The sequence below is a fragment of the Rhizobium sp. CF122 genome (genome assembly GCF_000282035.1).
Lineage (GTDB): Bacteria > Pseudomonadota > Alphaproteobacteria > Rhizobiales > Rhizobiaceae > Rhizobium.
On sequence record NZ_AKKA01000080.1, the window covers coordinates 119,124 to 137,410 of the forward strand.

Here is an 18,287-nt window from a genome sequence, read left to right on the forward strand (position 1 = left end):
AAGGCCGGAACAAGCCGGCCTTTCGTCATCCGCTTCACTTCGATGCCAGTACATCCGTGGTCAAGGAGGAAGCGAATGTTGCAGCCAGAGTGATCGCGAAAGGTCAACCAATGGTTAACTTGAGAGCCGCGATCAAAACGATGGAAGCGGCAACGTTGCTTGCGCGCACAACTTTCCACCGGCTGCAATATGTTGGTCCCTATGTCGGAATGCCGACCTCGCGCTTCAAGTAGGGCTAACGCATTTCTGCGTTTCGAGGCTTTCAGGAGTTCGACGAGGCCGCTGCAGCGGCCGCCCTTTGCTCGCTTGCCGAGAGGGGAGGCTTCCACCGGCGACATGGGAAGGCCCGGCGCTCTGGGAGAGACACCGGGCCTGATCGCGATCGGCACGTTTGAGGGGAGACGGCCGACCTTCAGCGAAACGTACAGGGCGTGTTTCGCTACGGACTTAATTCACTAGGCCGCTGATGGTTCCCTGCTACCAGAGGGAAACGGAGTTCTGCCGACAGACGAGCAGCTCGCGCATCTCTGCGAACGGGCCGTGCAGCATCTTCAGGCGGCTTTCTTCCATCTTTGTCAGCCGGTAGCGGCGCGCAAACTCATGCACGCTCCAGACTTCGCGCAGCTTGAATTCTTCGATGTTGCTAATGTCGATGCTCATGAAATGCCTACATATTGCGCGTGCTGCACTAATCCTAGGCGCAATTCGGCATGCTATATGTCAGATTTGTGACGGTAGCAACGAATGGCAGCCATGCCAAAAAAGCGTGGCTTCGTAAATGAAACAAAGCCCGGCCGAGTGGCGCGCCGGGCTCTGGTTTGAACTGCGTGATCAGCGCCAGCCGTAGCGATCGCGAGCCCATGGCGGCGGACGATCCCATCCGTAGGACCGCTCATAACGCCAGCCATAGCGTGGCGGCGGGCCGCCCCATCCATAGCGACGATCAGAGCGCCATCCGTAGCGCGGCGGTGGCGGGCGGTTCCAATTCGGTCGGCAATTTCCCCACCGAGTGAGATGATAGCCGCGGCCGCAAGCGTAATCGACAAGTACCGTATTCTTGCCCGCAGCGCCGTTCACCGGCACAATCGGCATCGCTTCAGCCGCGGAAACGCCAAACCCACAAATGGCGATCGCGGCTGCAATCATTCTCATACGCATCTCTGCACCTCTGTTATGCAAGTCCCTTGCACGTGGATTAGAGAGCCAGTTGGGTGAACAGGGGCTGAACCAAATTTGACATTATTGGGGCAGCGGTGGCCCCCTTCTAACCACTTCTTAACCACCCCTTAAATCGCCGCATTTAAAGTTCAACCGGGCGGAGAACCGTTTGGCAAGGCACGGCTTCTGCGGCGTCGTTGCTCAGAGCGAAGATGGGGTGTACCGGGTACTAGATGGCGGGCAGAGGCAAATCACGCGACAGGATCGAACCCTCTTTCAGCGGCCGCGATGACCGTGACGATGATGACGATTTCGCGCTCGATGTCGACGACCGTGTGGTCCGTGGACGCTCAAGCAAGCGCGTGGCTCCAAAATCGTCTCGGGCACGGCAGCCCGAGCGACGCAAACGCGACCGCCGGGAGCGTGAAGGCGGAAGTTTCTTCGGCTTCATCCGCCGTATCGTCTACTGGTGTATTGTTTTTGGCATTTGGGCCGGCATCGGCGTCGCCGGCCTCGTCGTCTACTACGGGTCGCGCATGCCGAGCGCCAGCACCTGGGCCATTCCCGAGCGTCCCCCGAACGTCAAGATCACAGCTGTTGACGGCAGCGTCCTCGCCAATCGTGGCACGACGGGCGGCGAAGCGCTCGCGCTCGAAGACATGTCGCCCTACATCCCGGAAGCGATCGTCGCCATCGAAGACCGTCGCTTCTACTCGCATTTCGGCGTGGATCCCCTTGGCCTTGCACGTGCCTTCGTCACCAACCTGACGACCGGACACATGGTCCAGGGCGGTTCGACATTGACGCAGCAGCTTGCAAAGAACCTATTCCTGTCGCCGGACCGCACGCTGGAACGCAAGGTGCAGGAAGTCCTGCTCGCGCTTTGGCTGGAGCAAAAATACACCAAGGACCAGATCCTTGCGATGTATCTCAATCGCGTGTTTTTCGGCTCGAACGCCTATGGCGTCGAAGCTGCCTCGCGCCGTTATTTCAACAAGTCCGCACGTGACGTGAACCTTGGTGAAGCAGCCCTTCTCGCCGGTCTCGTCAAGGCACCGTCGCGTCTGTCGCCGGCCCGCGATCCTGAGGCAGCCAATGCCCGCGCGCAGGTGGTTCTGCAGACGATGCGCGATCAGGGCTACATCACCGACGATGAAGTAAAGACCGCCATGTCGCAGACGCCGGCCAAGGCGAAGCGCTACTGGTCGGGCGCTGGGCACTATGTCGCGGATATGGTGATGGACCAGCTGCCCGGCCTGATCGGCGACGTCAAGGAAGACATCGTCGTCGACACGACGATCGACAAGACGCTGGAAAAGCGGGCCGAGCAGTCGCTGAACGACGTATTGAGCAAGGATGGTGCCAAGCTCGACGCCTCGCAGGCCGCACTGGTCTCGCTCGACGGGACGGGTGCAATCCGTGCGCTCGTTGGCGGCAGGGACTATGCCGACAGCCAGTTCAACCGCGCCGTGACCGCCAAGCGCCAGCCCGGCTCCTCCTTCAAGCCGTTTGTCTACGCTGCGGCGCTGGAAAAGGGTCTGACGCCGTTCTCGGTATTCAATGACGCACCGATCCGGATCGGCGATTGGACGCCGGAGAACTACGAGAAGAAGTACAATGGCGAAGTGACGCTCGCGACGGCACTTGCAAAGTCGCTGAACACCGTCGCCGCCCAGCTCGTGATGTATGACGGACCGGACCAGGTCATCAAGCTCGCGCACCGCCTCGGCATCGAATCGGAACTGCAGCCGAATGCCTCGATTGCTCTTGGCACGTCGGAAGTGTCGCTGACAGAACTCACCGGCGCCTATGCCGCCTTCATGAATGGCGGCTACAAGGCGACGCCGCACGTGATTCGGCGCGTGACGACGGCCGACGGCAGCAGGGTGCTCTACGAGAACACCTATGACAATCCGCCCCGCGTCCTGTCGGAGGCGATTGCTGCCAACATGAACACGATGATGATGGGCGTCATCAACCAGGGGACGGGCAAGAGCGCCAAGCTTTCCGGTTGGCAGGCGGCTGGCAAAACCGGCACCACCCAGAATTCGCGCGACGCGCTCTTTGTTGGCTTCACCAGTAACCTTACAACCGGCGTCTGGTTCGGCAACGACGACGGCAAGCCGATGAAGAAAGTGACGGGCGGCGGCCTGCCGGCCAGGGCATGGCAGGAGTTCATGGTCGCCGCACACAAGGGACTGTCGCCGGCACCGCTCTTCGGCAATGGGCAGTTTATGACAGATCCCGCAGTCAATCCCGGTTTCGGCGATCAGCCGATGGCCTCTGTCGAGCCTGGCATGGCGCCGCCGCTTGAGGAGCCGACCACAATCGGCAGCATCCTCTCCGGTGTCTTCGGGGGCGAGGCCGATGTTCGTGAGCGCTATCCACAGGCGACCGAGCGACCAAGACGTCAGCCGATGGCTCCGGTTAATGGCGGTCCGGTGCCTCCCGCCGACATCGCTCAAGACGGCGATGTTGGCTACGGCGACGCGCTGCCGCCGGGTGATATCGGCGAGCCTGAACCGTCGCCGACGGGCAGGCCGAGACGGACGACCTTGCTCGACTTGATCATGGGGCAGTAGCTAAAGCGTTTGGCCGGAAAAATGCCATTTTCCTGCGCCTGTCGAAATTAATTGCTAGGCGCTTGTTTTGCTGGTTTTCTGGCTATTTCTCGCCTTGCAGTCCCGAAAACCGCTCCTTATATACGCCGCATCACCGCAATCACGATTGCGTTAATCTTAAAGACCCATCCCGTAAGGGGCTGTCAGGGAAATGCCTTCTCGGGGTTCCGACAGCTTGCTTCAAGGAGAGAATGACATGGCAAAAGTAATTGGTATCGACCTCGGAACGACAAATTCCTGCGTCGCAGTCATGGACGGCAAAGACGCAAAGGTCATTGAGAATGCGGAAGGCGCGCGTACGACCCCTTCCATGGTGGCATTTTCTGACGATGGCGAGCGCCTCGTTGGTCAGCCGGCCAAGCGCCAGGCAGTCACCAACCCCACGAACACCCTCTTCGCAGTGAAGCGCCTGATTGGCCGCCGCTACGAGGATCCGACCGTTGAGAAGGACAAGAGCCTCGTCCCCTTCCACATCGTCAAGGGTGACAACGGCGACGCCTGGGTCGAAGCCCAGGGCAAGTCCTATTCTCCGGCACAGATCTCCGCGATGATCCTTCAGAAGATGAAGGAAACCGCTGAGTCCTATCTCGGCGAAAAGGTCGAAAAGGCCGTCATCACCGTTCCCGCATACTTCAACGACGCACAGCGCCAGGCAACCAAGGATGCCGGCAAGATCGCTGGCCTCGAAGTTCTCCGCATCATCAACGAGCCGACGGCAGCCGCACTTGCCTACGGTCTTGACAAGAAGGACGGCAAGACCATCGCCGTTTACGACTTGGGTGGCGGTACGTTCGATATCTCGATCCTCGAAATCGGCGACGGCGTCTTCGAAGTGAAGTCCACCAACGGCGATACCTTCCTCGGCGGTGAAGACTTCGACATGCGTCTCGTCGAATACCTCGTTGCCGAATTCAAGAAAGACAACGGCATCGACCTCAAGGGCGACAAGCTTGCTCTGCAGCGCCTCAAGGAAGCTGCTGAAAAGGCGAAGATCGAACTTTCGTCCGCGCAGCAGACCGAAATCAACCTGCCGTTCATCACCGCCGATGCAACCGGCCCGAAGCACCTGACGCTGAAGCTGACGCGCGCCAAGCTCGAAAGCCTGGTCGACGATCTCGTCCAGCGCACGATCGCTCCGTGCAAGGCAGCCCTTAAGGACGCCGGTGTGACGCCTGCCGAGATTGACGAAGTCGTTCTCGTCGGCGGCATGAGCCGCATGCCGAAGGTCCAGGAAGTCGTCAAGCAGTTGTTCGGCAAGGAGCCGCACAAGGGCGTCAATCCTGATGAAGTCGTGGCACTCGGCGCAGCTATCCAGGCCGGCGTTCTGCAGGGCGACGTCAAGGACGTTCTGCTTCTTGACGTAACCCCGCTGTCCCTCGGCATCGAGACCCTTGGCGGCGTCTTTACCCGTCTGATCGAGCGTAACACGACGATCCCGACGAAGAAGTCGCAGACCTTCTCGACCGCTGACGACAACCAGCAGGCGGTCACCATCCGCGTTTCGCAGGGTGAGCGCGAAATGGCTGCCGACAACAAGCTGCTCGGCCAGTTCGACCTCGTTGGCCTGCCGCCGGCACCGCGTGGCGTTCCGCAGATCGAAGTCACCTTCGATATCGACGCCAACGGCATCGTTCAGGTTTCGGCCAAGGACAAGGGCACCGGCAAGGAACAGCAGATCCGCATCCAGGCCTCCGGTGGTCTCTCCGACGCCGACATCGAAAAGATGGTCAAGGACGCGGAAGCCAATGCCGAAGCCGACAAGAAGCGTCGCGAAGGCGTGGAAGCCAAGAACCAGGCCGAAAGCCTGATCCATTCCACGGAAAAGTCGCTGAAGGATTACGGCGATAAGGTCTCCGAGGCCGACCGCACCGCGATCTCCGATGCGATCGCTGCTCTGAAGTCTGCGGTCGAAGCAACTGAGCCGGATGCCGAAGACATCAAGGCAAAGACCCAAACCCTCATGGAAGTTTCCATGAAGCTGGGCCAGGCGATCTATGAAGCCCAGCAGGCCGAGGCCGGCACGGCTGATGCCTCCGCAGCCGGCGGCGATGACAATGTCGTCGATGCCGACTACGAAGAAGTCAAGGACGACGACCGCAAGAAGTCCGCTTAAGCGGGACGAAACGGTCAAGCTTGAAACTGACATTCCGGCTGCCTCCGTGGCAGCCGGAAATCCATTTCCGGGGTCTAATCCTTAATGGCAAAAGCCGATTTTTACGAAACGCTGGGTGTCGCCAAGACGGCGGACGAGAAAGAGCTGAAAAGCGCCTTCCGCAAACTCGCCATGAAGTTCCATCCGGACAAGAATCCGGGCGACCATGACGCCGAGCGCAAATTCAAGGAAATCAACGAAGCCTACGAAACGCTGAAGGATCCGCAGAAGCGCGCGGCTTACGACCGTTACGGTCACGCCGCCTTCGAACACGGTGGCATGGGCGGTGGCGGCGGTGGTTTTGGCGGCGGCGGATTCTCCGACATTTTCGAGGATATCTTCGGCGAGATGATGGGCGGCGGTCGTCAGCGGCAGCGCTCGTCCGGCGGCCGCGAGCGTGGCGCCGACCTTCGTTACAACATGGAAATTTCGCTGGAGGAATCCTTCTCCGGCAAGACGGCGCAAATTCGCGTTCCGACCTCGATTACCTGCGACGTCTGCTCAGGTTCGGGCGCCAAGCCCGGTACGCAGCCGAAGACCTGCGGCACCTGCCAGGGTTCGGGCCGCGTGCGCGCTGCCCAGGGCTTCTTCTCGATCGAGCGTACCTGCCCGACCTGTCATGGTCGCGGCACGATCATTCCCGATCCCTGCGCGAAGTGCCATGGCCAGGGTCGCGTCACCGAAGAGCGGTCGCTCTCCGTGAACATTCCGGCCGGCATCGAAGACGGCACCCGCATTCGCCTGCAGGGCGAAGGCGAAGCCGGTATGCGCGGCGGTCCATCGGGCGATCTCTATATCTTCCTGTCGGTCAAGCCGCATGAATTCTATCAACGTGATGGCGCCGACCTCTACTGCACCATCCCGATCTCGATGACGACGGCGGCTCTCGGCGGCACCTTCGACGTTGCGACGCTCGACGGCACGAAGTCACGCGTGACCGTGCCGGAGGGCACGCAGGCCGGCAAGCAATTCCGCCTGAAGGGCAAGGGTATGCCAGTGCTGCGTTCGCCCCAGACCGGCGATCTTTACATTCAGATCCAGATCGAGACTCCTCAGAAGCTGACGAAGCGCCAGCGCGAACTTCTTCAGGAGTTCGAGCAGCTTTCCTCGAAGGAGAACAATCCGGAATCGACCGGGTTCTTCGCGCGAATGAAGGAATTCTTCGAGAACTGATCAATCAGGCATGAAATGCGACAAAGGCCCGGTTGTTGTTGCAACCGGGCCTTTGTTGTTTGTTGTTCCACTCTGCCTATGCAGGGTTGCTGCAATGGCTCGACTCTCATATTCAAGAATCGCTTTATAATCTTGTATCAACCAAATGATTGGCAGGACATTAAGATAATAAAAGGTTAAATTAGCAGACCTAGTAACATTACAGCGCCGGGGGACACTTGGAACGCCGTCTCGCAGCTATCCTTGCAGCAGACATCGTCGGCTACAGCCGATTGATGGGCTCAGACGAATCCGGGACGCTGAGTGCGGTGAAAAATTGCCGTACCGAGCTTCTCAATCCGAAGATTACGCAGCATCGCGGCCGCATCGTCAAGCTGACCGGCGATGGCATGCTGGTCGAATTCTCCAGTATCGTGAACGCCGTCGCCTGCGCTGATGAGATTCAGCGGGAGACTGCTCAGCGAAATCTGTCCGTGCTGGAGGACAAGCGAATTGAATTTCGGATTGGCATTCATCTGGGCGATGTGATCGTCGAGGATGGAGACATCTTCGGAGATGGTGTGAATGTTGCCGCGCGGCTTGAGACACTGGCCGAGCCTGGCGGCATTGCCGTCTCCGCCTCCGTCAGGGACCATGTCGGAACCCGGCTCGACCTTTCTTTTGAAGACAGGGGCGAGCACAGGCTCAAGAACATCAAGGAGCCGGTGAGGGTCTACGCGATCTCGCCACGGCGGGCGCTGCCATTGAAGGTCAACAAGGCCGCTTTGACCGCGGCCAGGGAAAGGCACAAGCAGCTCGTCGCCGTGCTGCCGTTCACCAATATGAGCGGCGACGCCGAGCAGGAGTATTTTTCGGACGGTATCACTGAAGACATCATCACCGATCTCTCGAAGATATCCAACCTTTACGTTGTCGCGCGCAACACCGCCTTCACCTACAAGGGCAAATCCGTGCAGGTGAAACAGGTCGCAGCCGAGCTCGGTGTCGACTTCGTTCTCGAGGGGAGCGTCCGCAAGGTGGCGCAGCGCGTGCGCATTACGGGGCAGCTGATTGATGCGAGGAATGGCGGGCACCTTTGGGCGGACCGCTTTGACCGCGACCTCACCGATATTTTTGCGATCCAGGACGAGATCACCCACGCGATCGTTGATCAGCTCAAGATCAAGCTGCTGCCCGAGGAGCGGCGGGCAATCGAGGCGGAACCGACAAGCAACGTCGAGGCTTACACCTACTATCTGCGCGGCCGGCAGCTTTCCCATACCTGGACGAGGCCTTATCTGGTCTTGGCCCGGCGCATGTTTGCAACGGCTGTCGCGCTGGATCCGGAATATGCGCGTGCCTATGCCGGCATGGCCGATTGCGAGTCGGCACTTCGCGACTGGCATGCGGGCGAGTATACGCTACAGGGAATTCTCAGTCTGAGTGCCAAGGCGCTTGCGCTCGATCCAAATCTTGCGGAGGCGCATGCCTCGCGGGGGCTGGCGCTGCACCAGGACGGGCGAGACGAGGAGGCGCTTGTCGAGTTCGAAAAGGCGCTTGCGCTGGAGCCCGATCTCTATGAGGCGAATTTCCACTATGGTCGTTTCCTTTTCATGCAGGGCAAGTTCGAGGGCGCGATCACCTTCTTCACAAGGGCGGCCGAGATACGCCCCGACGACTATCTCTCGCCGATCCATCTGATGAGTGCATGTCGATCGCTCGGCCTGATGGAGGAACGGGCACATTGGGCGCGCGTATGCATCGAGCGTGCCGAAGAGGCCTTGGAGCGGCATCCGGAAAACTCGGGGCCGGCCCATCGCGGTGCGCTTGCATTGGCGCACATGGGCGACGCGGAACGAGCAAAAGAGTGGGTGAAGCGGGCGCAGACGATCGATCCGGATGACATCGTTGCACAATACAACATCGCTTGCGTTTATGCGCTGTTGAACGAATGCGACGCCGCGCTCGACCTGTTGGAGGAGCTGTTGCCGCAGTCATCCTGTTATCACATCCTATGGTTCAAGCATGATTCGGACCTCGATTCCGTGCGCGATCATCCACGGTTCGAGAAAATGCTGGATGCGATCGAGGCATGTTCGGCCTCCCTCGACTTTAGGGTCGCTTCGGAATAGCGCCGGCGCCTGCCCAATTGTTCCATTCTGAAACAAGCGGAAATGCACATCTGTCTTGCGTTAACGCAGGCAGTGAATGCCGCTTTGCAAAGACAAGCAAAGCGGCCAGTATTCTGCCGGGGATCAACCAAGAACAAGGGCAACTTCCATGACGGCAGCAGCCACTACTCTGTCTTTGCAGTCCGATGATGTCGACGTGCTTGCCGGTGCGCTCTACGCGTGGTGTGCCGAGCGCAATATCAAGATGCGCAGCCAACAGGGACTTTCAATAGCGAGCATCGCGATCGATCTCTATCACGCAGGTCATCATACGCAGGACGATCTGCTCGTTGCGCTTCATGAACGCGACTTGCACTGACGCGAAATGAAGGCTCTAGCCTAAGGCCTCGGCGTAGGTTTCACCGGACATAATCGAGAGAATCGTCTTCACGGCCTCCTTGCCAGCCGTGGAGAGAAGCCTGTCGTAGTGCATGGCCAGCTCATAGGCTTCGGGGCTGAGGCCCTGCTTTCCCGCGCCATCATTGGGATTGGCGCCTTCGAACAACTCGGAAATATCCACACCCAGAAAGACCGCAATCTGGTGCAGTTTACTTGCTGATACGCGGTTGGTGCCCTTCTCATATTTCTGAATTTGCTGAAAAGTCAGCCCGAGCGCCTCCCCCAGTTCCAGCTGCGATATGCGTCTTTTGGACCTGAGTGCCCGAACATTTCTACCGACAATAATATCTACCGGATCTGGCACCGTGTTGTTCCCTTATAAGGCAATTATATTTGCGTAGTACTATGCCCGCGTTTCGCAATATCTCAACCCTTCAGTTGCGAAATTCAACCGGCTTTTTCTGTGGTTTTTCGGTGGTATGCCTAGACTTTCGGCGTAGGTACCGACCCTGGCGTGCACATTATTTGGGATGCCAGTTAAGGGCGGGAAATCAGCCTGGATGGCACTTGATTTTACTTGTGATCCTCGCGCGCCGAATTCTCAGTCGCCCGTGGCGGGCAACTTGACCAGAGCCAGCGCAGTGCATATTTTAGAATAATTCTAAAGATGAGGTTGTTATGCTGCGTAGGCTTTTTGGATCATCCAAGCGTTCCTTTGACTCTTTGTCCGAGCAGGAAATACTGGCGCTCGCTATCGGCTCCGAAGAGGACGATGCGCGCATTTATCTCGCCTACGCCGACATGCTGCGGGGCGAGTACCCCGCATCCGCCAAGGTCTTCGAGGAAATGGCTGAGGTGGAGGACACGCATCGAAAGTCCCTGATCGAAATCTATCGCCAGCGGTTCGGCGAGCGCATTACACTCATTCGTCGGGAACATGTTCGCGGGTTTTATGAGCGGAAGCCCGATTGGTTGCGGCGCAGCCTTTCATTGGAGAGAATCCGGGGTGAAGCGGTGGCCATGGAACAGCAGGCCTATCGCTTCTATGTCGAAGCGGCGAGCCGCGTTACCGATGCCAATACCCGGCAACTGTTGGGGGACTTGGCGCTGGCCGAGCAAGGCCACGAAGAGATCACACATATGTTGGGCGACAAGCACACGCCTGAGAATGTGAAGGCGGAGGAAGACCTTGCTGCGCGCCGGCAACTGGTCTTGACCTATGTACAGCCTGGTCTTGCCGGTCTGATGGATGGCTCGGTGTCAACGCTGGCACCGATCTTCGCCGCTGCCTTTGCGACCCAGGACACTTGGCAGACGTTTCTGGTTGGCATGTCCGCCTCCGTCGGCGCCGGCATCTCGATGGGCTTCACGGAAGCGGCCCACGATGACGGCAAGATTTCGGGCCGTGGTTCGCCGATCAAGCGCGGTCTCGCCTGCGGCGTCATGACCGCGCTTGGTGGTCTTGGCCACACCCTGCCTTATCTGATCACAAACTTCTGGACGGCAACGACGATGGCGGTGATCATTGCGATCTTCGAGCTTTGGGCAATCGCGTTCATCCAGAACAGATTTATGGAAACGCCGTTCTTACGTGCTGCTTTACAGGTGGTCGTCGGCGGCGGTCTTGTCCTCGGTGCCGGCATCCTGATCGGCAACGGCTGAGCCGCAGTTCCCGAGCGGCAATCAACTCAGTCCCAACAAAGAAGGCCGGCATTTTTTAGCCGGCCTTCTTTGTTCCATCCGATATCGTCTACTTCAGAGCACCGACGAGAACGTCGCGGCCATTTTCGATAGTGACCCAGCGGCCGGCATTGGCGCTCGACTGTCGCTTGATGAACGAATAGGGCGTGTCGAACCACGGCTTGACGTTGGAGGCCAGGTTGTCGAGCACGAAGTCACCGTGGCTGGTGCGCAGCGTCAGCACGGCATGGCCTTCGCCATCGGGCTTGCGAACCACGGTGAGAAGAAGGTTAGCCGGCGAAATACCTCGCTGGATCAGGATACGGCGCTTCAGCAAGGCGAAGTCTTCGCAATCGCCGGCGGTTGTCGGATAGGCCCAGACCTCATCCTTGCCGTAGATTTCCTTGTCGGTCATCGGAGTGATGCTGTTGTTGACTGTGGCGTTGACCGATCGCACCATTCCCCATTTCGCATCCGACATCTCAGCCGGCGAGACATTGCGGTTCGGGCCGCACTCATTGCGATGGGTCTGGCAGAAGTCGTAATGGCCGATCGGCTGGGAAGTGGCCGCGCCGGTGACCATCGAGAGGTTGTTGGTGGAAGCCGGCGTCGCGGCTGTAGACATAGCAAACACGGCCATCATGGCCACGAGGAAACCCTTGATTCGCACGCCCGCTTTTCCCTTGCATCGCCCATGTATTGTTAACAAAAAGTTAACGGACAGAGGCTCGAAGAGTCAATCGTTACTTCTGGGGAGGGGCTTGCTACCCACCAACATGGTTAAAATCCGTTAGGATTTGGCACAGGTGATATCGTTTGGCTTAGCGGATCAGCCCTTTGACTGCAGCAAGCATACGCTCGATGTCCTGGGGTCGCGAAAGCCGGTGATCGCCGTCACGCACGAAGGTCAGAACGACGTCGTCGGCGGGGAGGTGTTCCACGAGCTTCATAGCATGTTGATAGGGAACGTCGGGATCCTTCATCCCTTGCAGGATATGCACTGGGCAGCCGGTCTCGATGATGCCCCTGAGCACGCTGTTGTCGCGCCCATCATCCATCAGCGCCCGTGTATAGATGTTCGGCTCCGGGCTGTAGGCCGACCGCTCTTCGAAGTAGCCGCGCTCGGCAAGGGAGGCTTTTTCTTTCTTCGTGAGGTTCGGTTCGATGAGATCGGAGGTGAAGTCGGGAGCCGGCGCAATTAGAACCATGCCCTCCAGCTTTGGCCCGTCCTGCAGCTTGGCGAGTTCCTGGGCGAGCCGCAAGGCTATCCATCCACCCATCGACGAGCCGACGACGAGGATGCTTTCGGGTGCTGTATGGACGATAACCGCAAGCGCTTCCTCCAGCCAGCGCGAGATCGTCCCGTCGGTAAACTTGCCGCCGGATAGGCCATGACCGGAATAGTCGAGGCGCAGGCAGGCAAGGCCGTTTTCCGCGGCAAACCTGTCCAGTTCGATCGCCTTGCTGCCGCTCATGTCGGAGCGGTATCCGGATAACCAGACAAGGGTTGGGCCGGCCGCCTGGCCGGATTGGCTTCGCGCGATGTAGGCAATCTCGCGCGCGGCCTCGCCTTCTCCGACGGTCAGATATTGATGGTCATGGATGAGATTTGCGTCAAACATCGCGGAACTCCAGTTGTTTTGGCCTATAAAACAGATTCTTGACAGGCTGACAGCAGGTGTTTTTTCCGCTAAAGAGTGTTACCGACTCCGTTGCAGCAATGGTGAAACCACGTTTGTGCTTCCGTTATTGGGAGTGCCGAGGCTGCAGCGATCCGAAACAACGCGAGGAGAATACGACCATTCGCAGACCCTTTAAAGCCGACGCGCCCGTGAAGGAAGGGCCGCGCTCGAACCGGGAAATTCGCATCCCCCGAGTTCAGCTGATTGATGCTGAAGGACAGAACTTGGGCGTCGTGCCCACCGACCAGGCCTTGAAAATGGCTGAGGAAGCCGGTCTCGACCTGGTGGAAATCTCCCCAAATGCCGAACCGCCTGTGTGCAAGATCCTCGATCTGGGCAAGCTGAAATATGCCAACCAGAAGAAGGCCGCCGAGGCGCGCAAGAAGCAGAAGATTGTCGAAGTCAAAGAAATCAAGATGCGTCCCAACATCGACACCCATGACTATGAGGTGAAGATGAAGGCGATGGGCCGTTTCTTTGAAGATGGCGACAAGGTGAAGGTAACGCTAAAGTTCCGCGGTCGCGAAATGGCGCACCAGGAGCTTGGCATGAAGCTGCTGCAGCAGGTGAAGGCCGACACGACCGAATATGCCAAGGTTGAAGCCGAGCCCAAGCTCGAAGGCCGCCAGATGATGATGGTGCTCGCGCCGAAGTGAGGCGCGTCGCCACTCTCGTATCAAAGCCGTCCGCAAGGGCGGCTTTTGTATTTTTGGGCTGATGTTTGCCCAAACTGACAGGACGCTGACAAAAGCGCTCAACGGTCTGTCAGCGAGACTTTGGCATTCTGCACTCAACAGAGAAGAGCGCAGAAAGCAAAGATCATGAAAAAGAACATCTCACGCACGCTCCTGGCGTCCGCCGCGGCACTTGCAGTGACCCTATCTCTCCCAACAATTCAGACGTTCGGCCCTGACCATTTCTCGTCGGCTGCGTTTGCCCGTGGTGGCAGCGATGACGGCGGCGGCAGCGGTTCTGGCAGCAGCGGCGGTGGCGGCAACAGTGGTTCCGGTCGCAGCGGCGGCAGCGACGACCACAGCGGTAGCGGACGCGGTGGTGACGATCACAGCGGTCGAGGCGGTCATGACGATGGGGATGACCATCATGGCCGCGGCCGTGATGACGGCGCTGAGCACGATCGCGACGACGACAATCCCGGTGAACGCCATGGCGGCCGCAACGACAATCGCCCGGAAGTAACGCTCTCGGTGTCGGAGGCGAGCCTTGCGGGGCTGTTGAACGGCTCGCTTGCCGCCGTGGACCAGCTTGGTCGTCGGCTTGAGGTCGAGATTGAGCTTGAAGATGGAACGCGCGTGGTGGTCGCGCATCCCCATAGAGGGGATTTTGTCCGAAATCCTGGCGCAATCACCAGCGTCACTATAGTTCCCGCTTCGGCGCAATAATCTGCCCGGCGCGGTCTTCCGGCCACCCCTTCGGAAGAAAGAACTCCGCCGCGCCCCGGCGGAGTTCTTGGATTTTTGGAGCCTTGTCTCGTCGCGACAATGCGTTCAGTGTAGGTTCCGCGGTTGCAGATGCATTGAGGTACTTAGAAGTTCAATGAACACAAGCCGTCGCGATTTGATGACGATGTTGATGCTGGCGGTGGGGCTTGCCGCCGCCGGTCCGATCCTCGTTTCCCATGCGCAAGCCAAGGATGGCGGCAGCGATGATGGCGGCGGCGGGAGCGGTTCAAGTGGCAGTGGCTCGTCCGGCTCTTCTGGTTCTTCCGGGTCCAACTCCGGCAGCGGCAGTTCCGGCTCGGGTTCCGGTTCCGGTTCCGGTCGCGGCGACGGTCACGACGATCATGGGAACGATGATGATGGTGACGATCACAGCGGCAACGATGACAGCGGTAGCGGACGAAGTGGCCGCGCCTCGGACTATGATCGGGCGCGTGATGCCGTCCGCGAAGGCCGGATTCTGCCACTGAAGACGGTGCTGGAGCGCATTGACGCAAAACGCTACGGGCGGGTGATCGACGTCAACCTCAGGCGATCCATGTTCAGCGACGTCTATCAGGTGAAAGTGCGCGACGGGGCAGGGGCGATCAGGACGTTGCGCGTAAATGCTCGAAACGGAGTGCTGCTGGGGGGATAGGGGCATGCGAATATTGCTGGCGGAGGACGATCCCAATATTTCCGGCCACGTGGTCGAAAAGCTTGCGCGGGAAGGCTACCTTGTCGAGGTGTTTGCAAGCGGCCCCGATGTATGGGAGGAAGGGGAAACGGGCGATTACTCCGCCATCATCCTCGACCTTGGATTGCCCGGCATGGACGGTCTCTCCATCCTGAAGCGGTGGCGCGGCGCAGGCATCAACACGCCGGTTCTCGTTCTCACGGCCCGCGGCTCGTGGATGGAGCGCGTCGACGGCTTTGACGCGGGAGCTGATGATTATCTGCCGAAGCCGTTTCGCACCGAGGAGCTGCTGGCTCGCCTGAGAGCGCTTCTGCGCCGCACTGGCGCTGTCGCCGCGCGCGTGAAGTCCGCCAACCGCTTCACGTTGGATGAAAGCGCGAGACGCGTGACCTTCGATGGACGCGAACTCGACCTCAGCCCGCTGGAATACCGCATGATCGCGCTTTTTATTGGCAAGCCCGGGGAAGTGCTGAGCCCAACCGAACTGGCAAGCCAGGTGCAGGGACGCGACGACGATTCCGCCAAGAATGCCGTGGAAGCCATGGTGGCGCGGCTGCGAAAAAAGACGGATAGTGACGCCATCGAGACCCGGCGCGGCTTTGGCTATGTCCTTCCGGAGCGGTCGCGGTGATCCACTCGCTGCATTTTCGCCTGGCTGCTGGAGCGCTCGTCGCGATCGCACTGGCGTTGACGCTCGTCTGGGCGGTGCTGAGCCACCTGTTCACGGACTATCTGGCCGACCAGTATTCCAACGAAATGACATCGGTGATGGACTCTCTGGCGGCGCAGCTCGCCGTGGAGAATGGCGCTCTCGAATTGAAGAACGAGCCTGCCGACTCGCGATTCCAGATACCGGCCGGTGGCCGCTACTGGCAAATCTCGCTTGATGGCAATGAGGAGCCTTTGCGCTCCCGCTCCCTCTGGGACGAAGAGATCACCGCGGATGCACTATCCAAGGACATGTACTGCGGGTTCCGCGAAACCGACGGGCCCGATGGCTCGCCGCTGCTAGTGTCGATGAAGACGATGACGCTCGGCGAAGGCGCCGCAAGCAAGAACTTTACCGTCTATGCCGCTTTCTCCAAGCCGGAGATGGAAGCAGCCCTTGAGACCTATCATCGGCCGTTGCGGCTGATGCTGCTTTCCACCGGCGGTATGCTGCTTCTGGCTGCTTTTCTGCAGGGGTGGGTCGGCTTGCGCCCGCTGGTGCGGCTTCGCGACCGCGTCGCCGATATCAGGGCCGGGCGCAGCTCTCATATCGGCACGGAGGGACCCAGCGAAGTCAAGCCGCTGGTTCGCGAAATCAACCTACTGCTGAGCGAGCGGGAGACGGCGATCGAGCGAGCGCGCGCTCGCGCGAGCGACCTCGCCCACGGTTTGAAAACGCCGTTGACGGTGTTGTCGCATCTGGTTGAAGCCTTGCCCGAGGGCCAACGCGAAACGGCATTGCAGCAGATCGAACTCGTTCGGCAGCGCGCCGACCGTCAATTGCAGGCGGCCCGCATGGGTGTGGAGCAAATGGCCACGACATCGCTGCTCGGCATCTCGGGAAAGCTCGTCAATGTTTTGACGCCTTTCACCGAAGAGAAGGGGATCGACTGGCATCTTGATATCGATCCGGCCCTGACGGTCCAGGCAGATCCCGCCGACATCGCCGAGGCATTGGGCAATGTGCTCGACAATGCCGTGCGCTTTGCCAGAACTCGGATCGAGCTCTCTGCCGGTCGCTCACAGGACGATGTCGTGCTCAGCGTTTCCGACGATGGCCCGGGTGCCGATCCCGACAGCTACGATCTGATGTTGAAGCGCGGGGTGAGGATCGACGATGGTACGGCAGGAACTGGACTCGGGCTCGCGATATCGGGCGATATCCTTGAGGCTTACGGCGGCAGGCTCGATCTTTCCGCCTCTCGATGGGGCGGGCTTCAAGTGAAATTGATGCTTCCGGCCATGGCCGGCCGGCCTTCCGCCATTGCCTAGAAGATTCATCTGCCGCCCCGTTGCACTTTTATGACGCTGCGGTTATAAGCGCGCGTCCGAACTGACCGGCAGGGCATGCCGTGGCAGTTTCGAATGCTTGCGGAACGGTTCGTCACCGGAGCCGCAGATCAACAACAAACGCTCCCGCACCTTGTTGCGACGGCCGGAAACTTGGCATCGCGAGAAGGCTTCTTTGATGAAGCAGCCGGGGGTACAGAAACGGAGTAGCAAAATGCCCAAGATGAAGACGAAGTCCTCCGCCAAGAAGCGGTTCAAGATCACCGCGACCGGCAAGGTCAAGGCTGCAGCTGCTGGCAAGCGCCATGGCATGATCAAGCGTACCAACAAGTTCATCCGCGATGCACGTGGCACCATGGTTCTCGCAGAACCGGATGGCCGCAAGGTCGTGAAGAACTACCTGCCGAACGGTCTCTAAGACTATTCCGCGAACGCTTTAGATTAAGGAGATCATGAAATGGCACGTGTAAAAAGAGGCGTTACCGCCCACGCCAAGCACAAGAAGGTTCTGAAGGCCGCCAAGGGCTTCTACGGCCGTCGCAAGAACACCATCCGCGCCGCGAAGGCTGCTGTCGATCGTTCGAAGCAGTACGCTTACCGCGACCGCAAGATCAACAAGCGCAACTTCCGCGCCCTCTGGATCCAGCGTATCAACGCTGCCGTCCGCGAATTCGGCCTGACCTACGGCCGCTTCATCGACGGCCTGAACAAGGCTGGCATCGAAGTTGACCGTAAGGTTCTCTCCGACATGGCAATCCATGAGCCGGAAGCATTCGGTGCACTCGTTGCTGCCTCCAAGAAGGCTCTCGAGTACCTGAAGGACGCCGGTACGAAGAACGAGTTTGAAGCAGCCGTCAACTAAGCCGGCGCTATTCGAACTTTTGCTTCGATGATTTTGAACCCGCGCTGGCCAGGCTTGCGCGGGTTCTTTGCATTTGGCGCGATGCGATCGAGCGGCACAGCCCGTGATTGGCTGGCTCCTCTCTCGACGTCGCGGGCTTTTTGTGGTGTGCCCGGTTGATTGGCAGCGTGCACATGGGTAGTGATCTGCGACGCTTCATCGTGGCGACCAGCTATCCGATGCATGTTCTCGTGAATTATCGACAAGACTGACGCCCTGTGAGGCAGGAAAAGATGACCGAACTCGAAACCCTGGAAAAGCAACTTCTGTCTGATGTGGCAGCCGCTGTCGACGAGCCGG

At 59.3% G+C, this 18,287-nt stretch carries 19 protein-coding genes; 12 read left to right on the plus strand and 7 right to left on the minus strand.

Annotated elements, in window-relative coordinates; translation table 11 throughout:
• Positions 1-477: 477 nt before the first annotated feature.
• Positions 478-660, minus strand: coding sequence for a hypothetical protein (locus PMI09_RS19980; protein ID WP_007798587.1), 183 nt, complete (start codon positions 658-660; stop codon positions 478-480).
• 171 nt (positions 661-831) lie between these two features.
• Positions 832-1,158, minus strand: a complete 327-nt coding sequence (locus tag PMI09_RS19985; protein WP_007798590.1) for a GCG_CRPN prefix-to-repeats domain-containing protein — start codon at positions 1,156-1,158, stop codon at positions 832-834.
• 233 nt (positions 1,159-1,391) lie between these two features.
• Here PMI09_RS19985 and PMI09_RS19990 point away from each other — a divergent pair, with 233 nt between their 5' ends.
• The 5 genes from PMI09_RS19990 to PMI09_RS20010 all read left to right on the plus strand — a co-directional run bounded on the left by PMI09_RS19990 (position 1,392) and on the right by PMI09_RS20010 (position 9,573).
• Positions 1,392-3,740: a transglycosylase domain-containing protein gene (locus PMI09_RS19990; RefSeq protein ID WP_007798592.1), complete on the plus strand. Its 2,349-nt coding sequence runs from the start codon at positions 1,392-1,394 to the stop codon at positions 3,738-3,740.
• A gap of 235 nt (positions 3,741-3,975) precedes the next feature.
• Complete coding sequence (gene dnaK / locus PMI09_RS19995) at positions 3,976-5,892, plus strand: molecular chaperone DnaK (protein WP_007798595.1); 1,917 nt, start codon at positions 3,976-3,978, stop codon at positions 5,890-5,892.
• 84 nt (positions 5,893-5,976) lie between these two features.
• Positions 5,977-7,104, plus strand: coding sequence for a molecular chaperone DnaJ (dnaJ, locus tag PMI09_RS20000; protein ID WP_007798598.1), 1,128 nt, complete (start codon positions 5,977-5,979; stop codon positions 7,102-7,104).
• A gap of 275 nt (positions 7,105-7,379) precedes the next feature.
• The gene (locus tag PMI09_RS20005; protein ID WP_244423789.1) at positions 7,380-9,215 is read left to right on the plus strand and encodes a TPR end-of-group domain-containing protein; all 1,836 of its coding nucleotides are present in this window, start codon (positions 7,380-7,382) and stop codon (positions 9,213-9,215) included.
• 148 nt (positions 9,216-9,363) lie between these two features.
• Entirely contained in the window at positions 9,364-9,573 is a 210-nt protein-coding gene (locus tag PMI09_RS20010) for a hypothetical protein (protein WP_007798606.1), read from the plus strand.
• A gap of 15 nt (positions 9,574-9,588) precedes the next feature.
• On the opposite strand, the gene PMI09_RS20015 is transcribed toward PMI09_RS20010, so the two are convergent.
• Positions 9,589-9,957, minus strand: a complete 369-nt coding sequence (locus PMI09_RS20015; protein ID WP_007798609.1) for a helix-turn-helix domain-containing protein — start codon at positions 9,955-9,957, stop codon at positions 9,589-9,591.
• A 314-nt stretch (positions 9,958-10,271) separates the two neighbouring features.
• Here PMI09_RS20015 and mbfA point away from each other — a divergent pair, with 314 nt between their 5' ends.
• On the plus strand, positions 10,272-11,255 hold the full coding sequence (mbfA, locus tag PMI09_RS20020; protein WP_007798612.1) for an iron exporter MbfA: 984 nt from the start codon (positions 10,272-10,274) through the stop codon (positions 11,253-11,255).
• 88 nt (positions 11,256-11,343) lie between these two features.
• On the opposite strand, the gene PMI09_RS20025 is transcribed toward mbfA, so the two are convergent.
• Both PMI09_RS20025 and PMI09_RS20030 read right to left on the minus strand, forming a co-directional pair.
• Positions 11,344-11,943, minus strand: a complete 600-nt coding sequence (locus PMI09_RS20025) for a transglutaminase-like cysteine peptidase (protein ID WP_007798618.1) — start codon at positions 11,941-11,943, stop codon at positions 11,344-11,346.
• A gap of 151 nt (positions 11,944-12,094) precedes the next feature.
• Positions 12,095-12,895: an alpha/beta hydrolase gene (locus tag PMI09_RS20030; protein ID WP_007798621.1), complete on the minus strand. Its 801-nt coding sequence runs from the start codon at positions 12,893-12,895 to the stop codon at positions 12,095-12,097.
• 179 nt (positions 12,896-13,074) lie between these two features.
• On the opposite strand from PMI09_RS20030, the gene infC reads away from it, so the two are divergent.
• Positions 13,075-13,611, plus strand: coding sequence for a translation initiation factor IF-3 (gene infC, locus PMI09_RS20035; RefSeq protein ID WP_025658610.1), 537 nt, complete (start codon positions 13,075-13,077; stop codon positions 13,609-13,611).
• 222 nt (positions 13,612-13,833) lie between these two features.
• Here infC and PMI09_RS31420 read toward each other — a convergent pair whose 3' ends face one another.
• Entirely contained in the window at positions 13,834-14,286 is a 453-nt protein-coding gene (locus PMI09_RS31420; RefSeq protein WP_007798627.1) for a hypothetical protein, read from the minus strand.
• Between the two features lie 223 nt (positions 14,287-14,509).
• On the opposite strand from PMI09_RS31420, the gene PMI09_RS20045 reads away from it, so the two are divergent.
• The 5 genes from PMI09_RS20045 (at position 14,510) to rplT (ending at position 17,948) form a co-directional block, all read left to right on the plus strand.
• Complete coding sequence (locus PMI09_RS20045; protein ID WP_007798630.1) at positions 14,510-15,049, plus strand: PepSY domain-containing protein; 540 nt, start codon at positions 14,510-14,512, stop codon at positions 15,047-15,049.
• Between the two features lie 4 nt (positions 15,050-15,053).
• The gene (locus PMI09_RS20050) at positions 15,054-15,719 is read left to right on the plus strand and encodes a response regulator transcription factor (protein ID WP_007798633.1); all 666 of its coding nucleotides are present in this window, start codon (positions 15,054-15,056) and stop codon (positions 15,717-15,719) included.
• Positions 15,716-17,068, plus strand: coding sequence for an ATP-binding protein (locus PMI09_RS20055; RefSeq protein WP_007798636.1), 1,353 nt, complete (start codon positions 15,716-15,718; stop codon positions 17,066-17,068). The genes PMI09_RS20050 and PMI09_RS20055 overlap by 4 nt, the downstream gene beginning before the upstream one ends.
• 232 nt (positions 17,069-17,300) lie before the next feature.
• Positions 17,301-17,504, plus strand: a complete 204-nt coding sequence (gene rpmI / locus PMI09_RS20060) for a 50S ribosomal protein L35 (RefSeq protein WP_004108077.1) — start codon at positions 17,301-17,303, stop codon at positions 17,502-17,504.
• A 39-nt stretch (positions 17,505-17,543) separates the two neighbouring features.
• The gene (rplT, locus tag PMI09_RS20065; RefSeq protein ID WP_007798644.1) at positions 17,544-17,948 is read left to right on the plus strand and encodes a 50S ribosomal protein L20; all 405 of its coding nucleotides are present in this window, start codon (positions 17,544-17,546) and stop codon (positions 17,946-17,948) included.
• On the opposite strand, the gene PMI09_RS31425 is transcribed toward rplT, so the two are convergent.
• The coding region (locus PMI09_RS31425; RefSeq protein ID WP_037083600.1) for a hypothetical protein at positions 17,945-18,287 on the minus strand (343 nt) is incomplete at its 5' end. The genes rplT and PMI09_RS31425 overlap by 4 nt on opposite strands.

Excerpts from the sequence above, each read along its gene's own strand:
- PMI09_RS20030 (WP_007798621.1), bottom strand. The coding sequence starts at position 12,895 with ATGTTTGACGCAAATCTCATCCATGACCATCAATATCTGACCGTCGGA.
- dnaK (WP_007798595.1), top strand. The coding sequence starts at position 3,976 with ATGGCAAAAGTAATTGGTATCGACCTCGGAACGACAAATTCCTGCGTC.
- PMI09_RS31420 (WP_007798627.1), bottom strand. The coding sequence starts at position 14,286 with ATGGGGATGCGCGACCACCACGCGCGTTCCATCTTCAAGCTCAATCTC.
- dnaJ (WP_007798598.1), top strand. The coding sequence starts at position 5,977 with ATGGCAAAAGCCGATTTTTACGAAACGCTGGGTGTCGCCAAGACGGCG.
- PMI09_RS20045 (WP_007798630.1), top strand. The coding sequence starts at position 14,510 with ATGAACACAAGCCGTCGCGATTTGATGACGATGTTGATGCTGGCGGTG.
- PMI09_RS19990 (WP_007798592.1), top strand. The coding sequence starts at position 1,392 with ATGGCGGGCAGAGGCAAATCACGCGACAGGATCGAACCCTCTTTCAGC.
- PMI09_RS20050 (WP_007798633.1), top strand. The coding sequence starts at position 15,054 with ATGCGAATATTGCTGGCGGAGGACGATCCCAATATTTCCGGCCACGTG.
- PMI09_RS20010 (WP_007798606.1), top strand. The coding sequence starts at position 9,364 with ATGACGGCAGCAGCCACTACTCTGTCTTTGCAGTCCGATGATGTCGAC.
- rplT (WP_007798644.1), top strand. The coding sequence starts at position 17,544 with ATGGCACGTGTAAAAAGAGGCGTTACCGCCCACGCCAAGCACAAGAAG.
- mbfA (WP_007798612.1), top strand. The coding sequence starts at position 10,272 with ATGCTGCGTAGGCTTTTTGGATCATCCAAGCGTTCCTTTGACTCTTTG.
- PMI09_RS19985 (WP_007798590.1), bottom strand. The coding sequence starts at position 1,158 with ATGCGTATGAGAATGATTGCAGCCGCGATCGCCATTTGTGGGTTTGGC.
- rpmI (WP_004108077.1), top strand. The coding sequence starts at position 17,301 with ATGCCCAAGATGAAGACGAAGTCCTCCGCCAAGAAGCGGTTCAAGATC.
- PMI09_RS19980 (WP_007798587.1), bottom strand. The coding sequence starts at position 660 with ATGAGCATCGACATTAGCAACATCGAAGAATTCAAGCTGCGCGAAGTC.
- PMI09_RS20005 (WP_244423789.1), top strand. The coding sequence starts at position 7,380 with ATGGGCTCAGACGAATCCGGGACGCTGAGTGCGGTGAAAAATTGCCGT.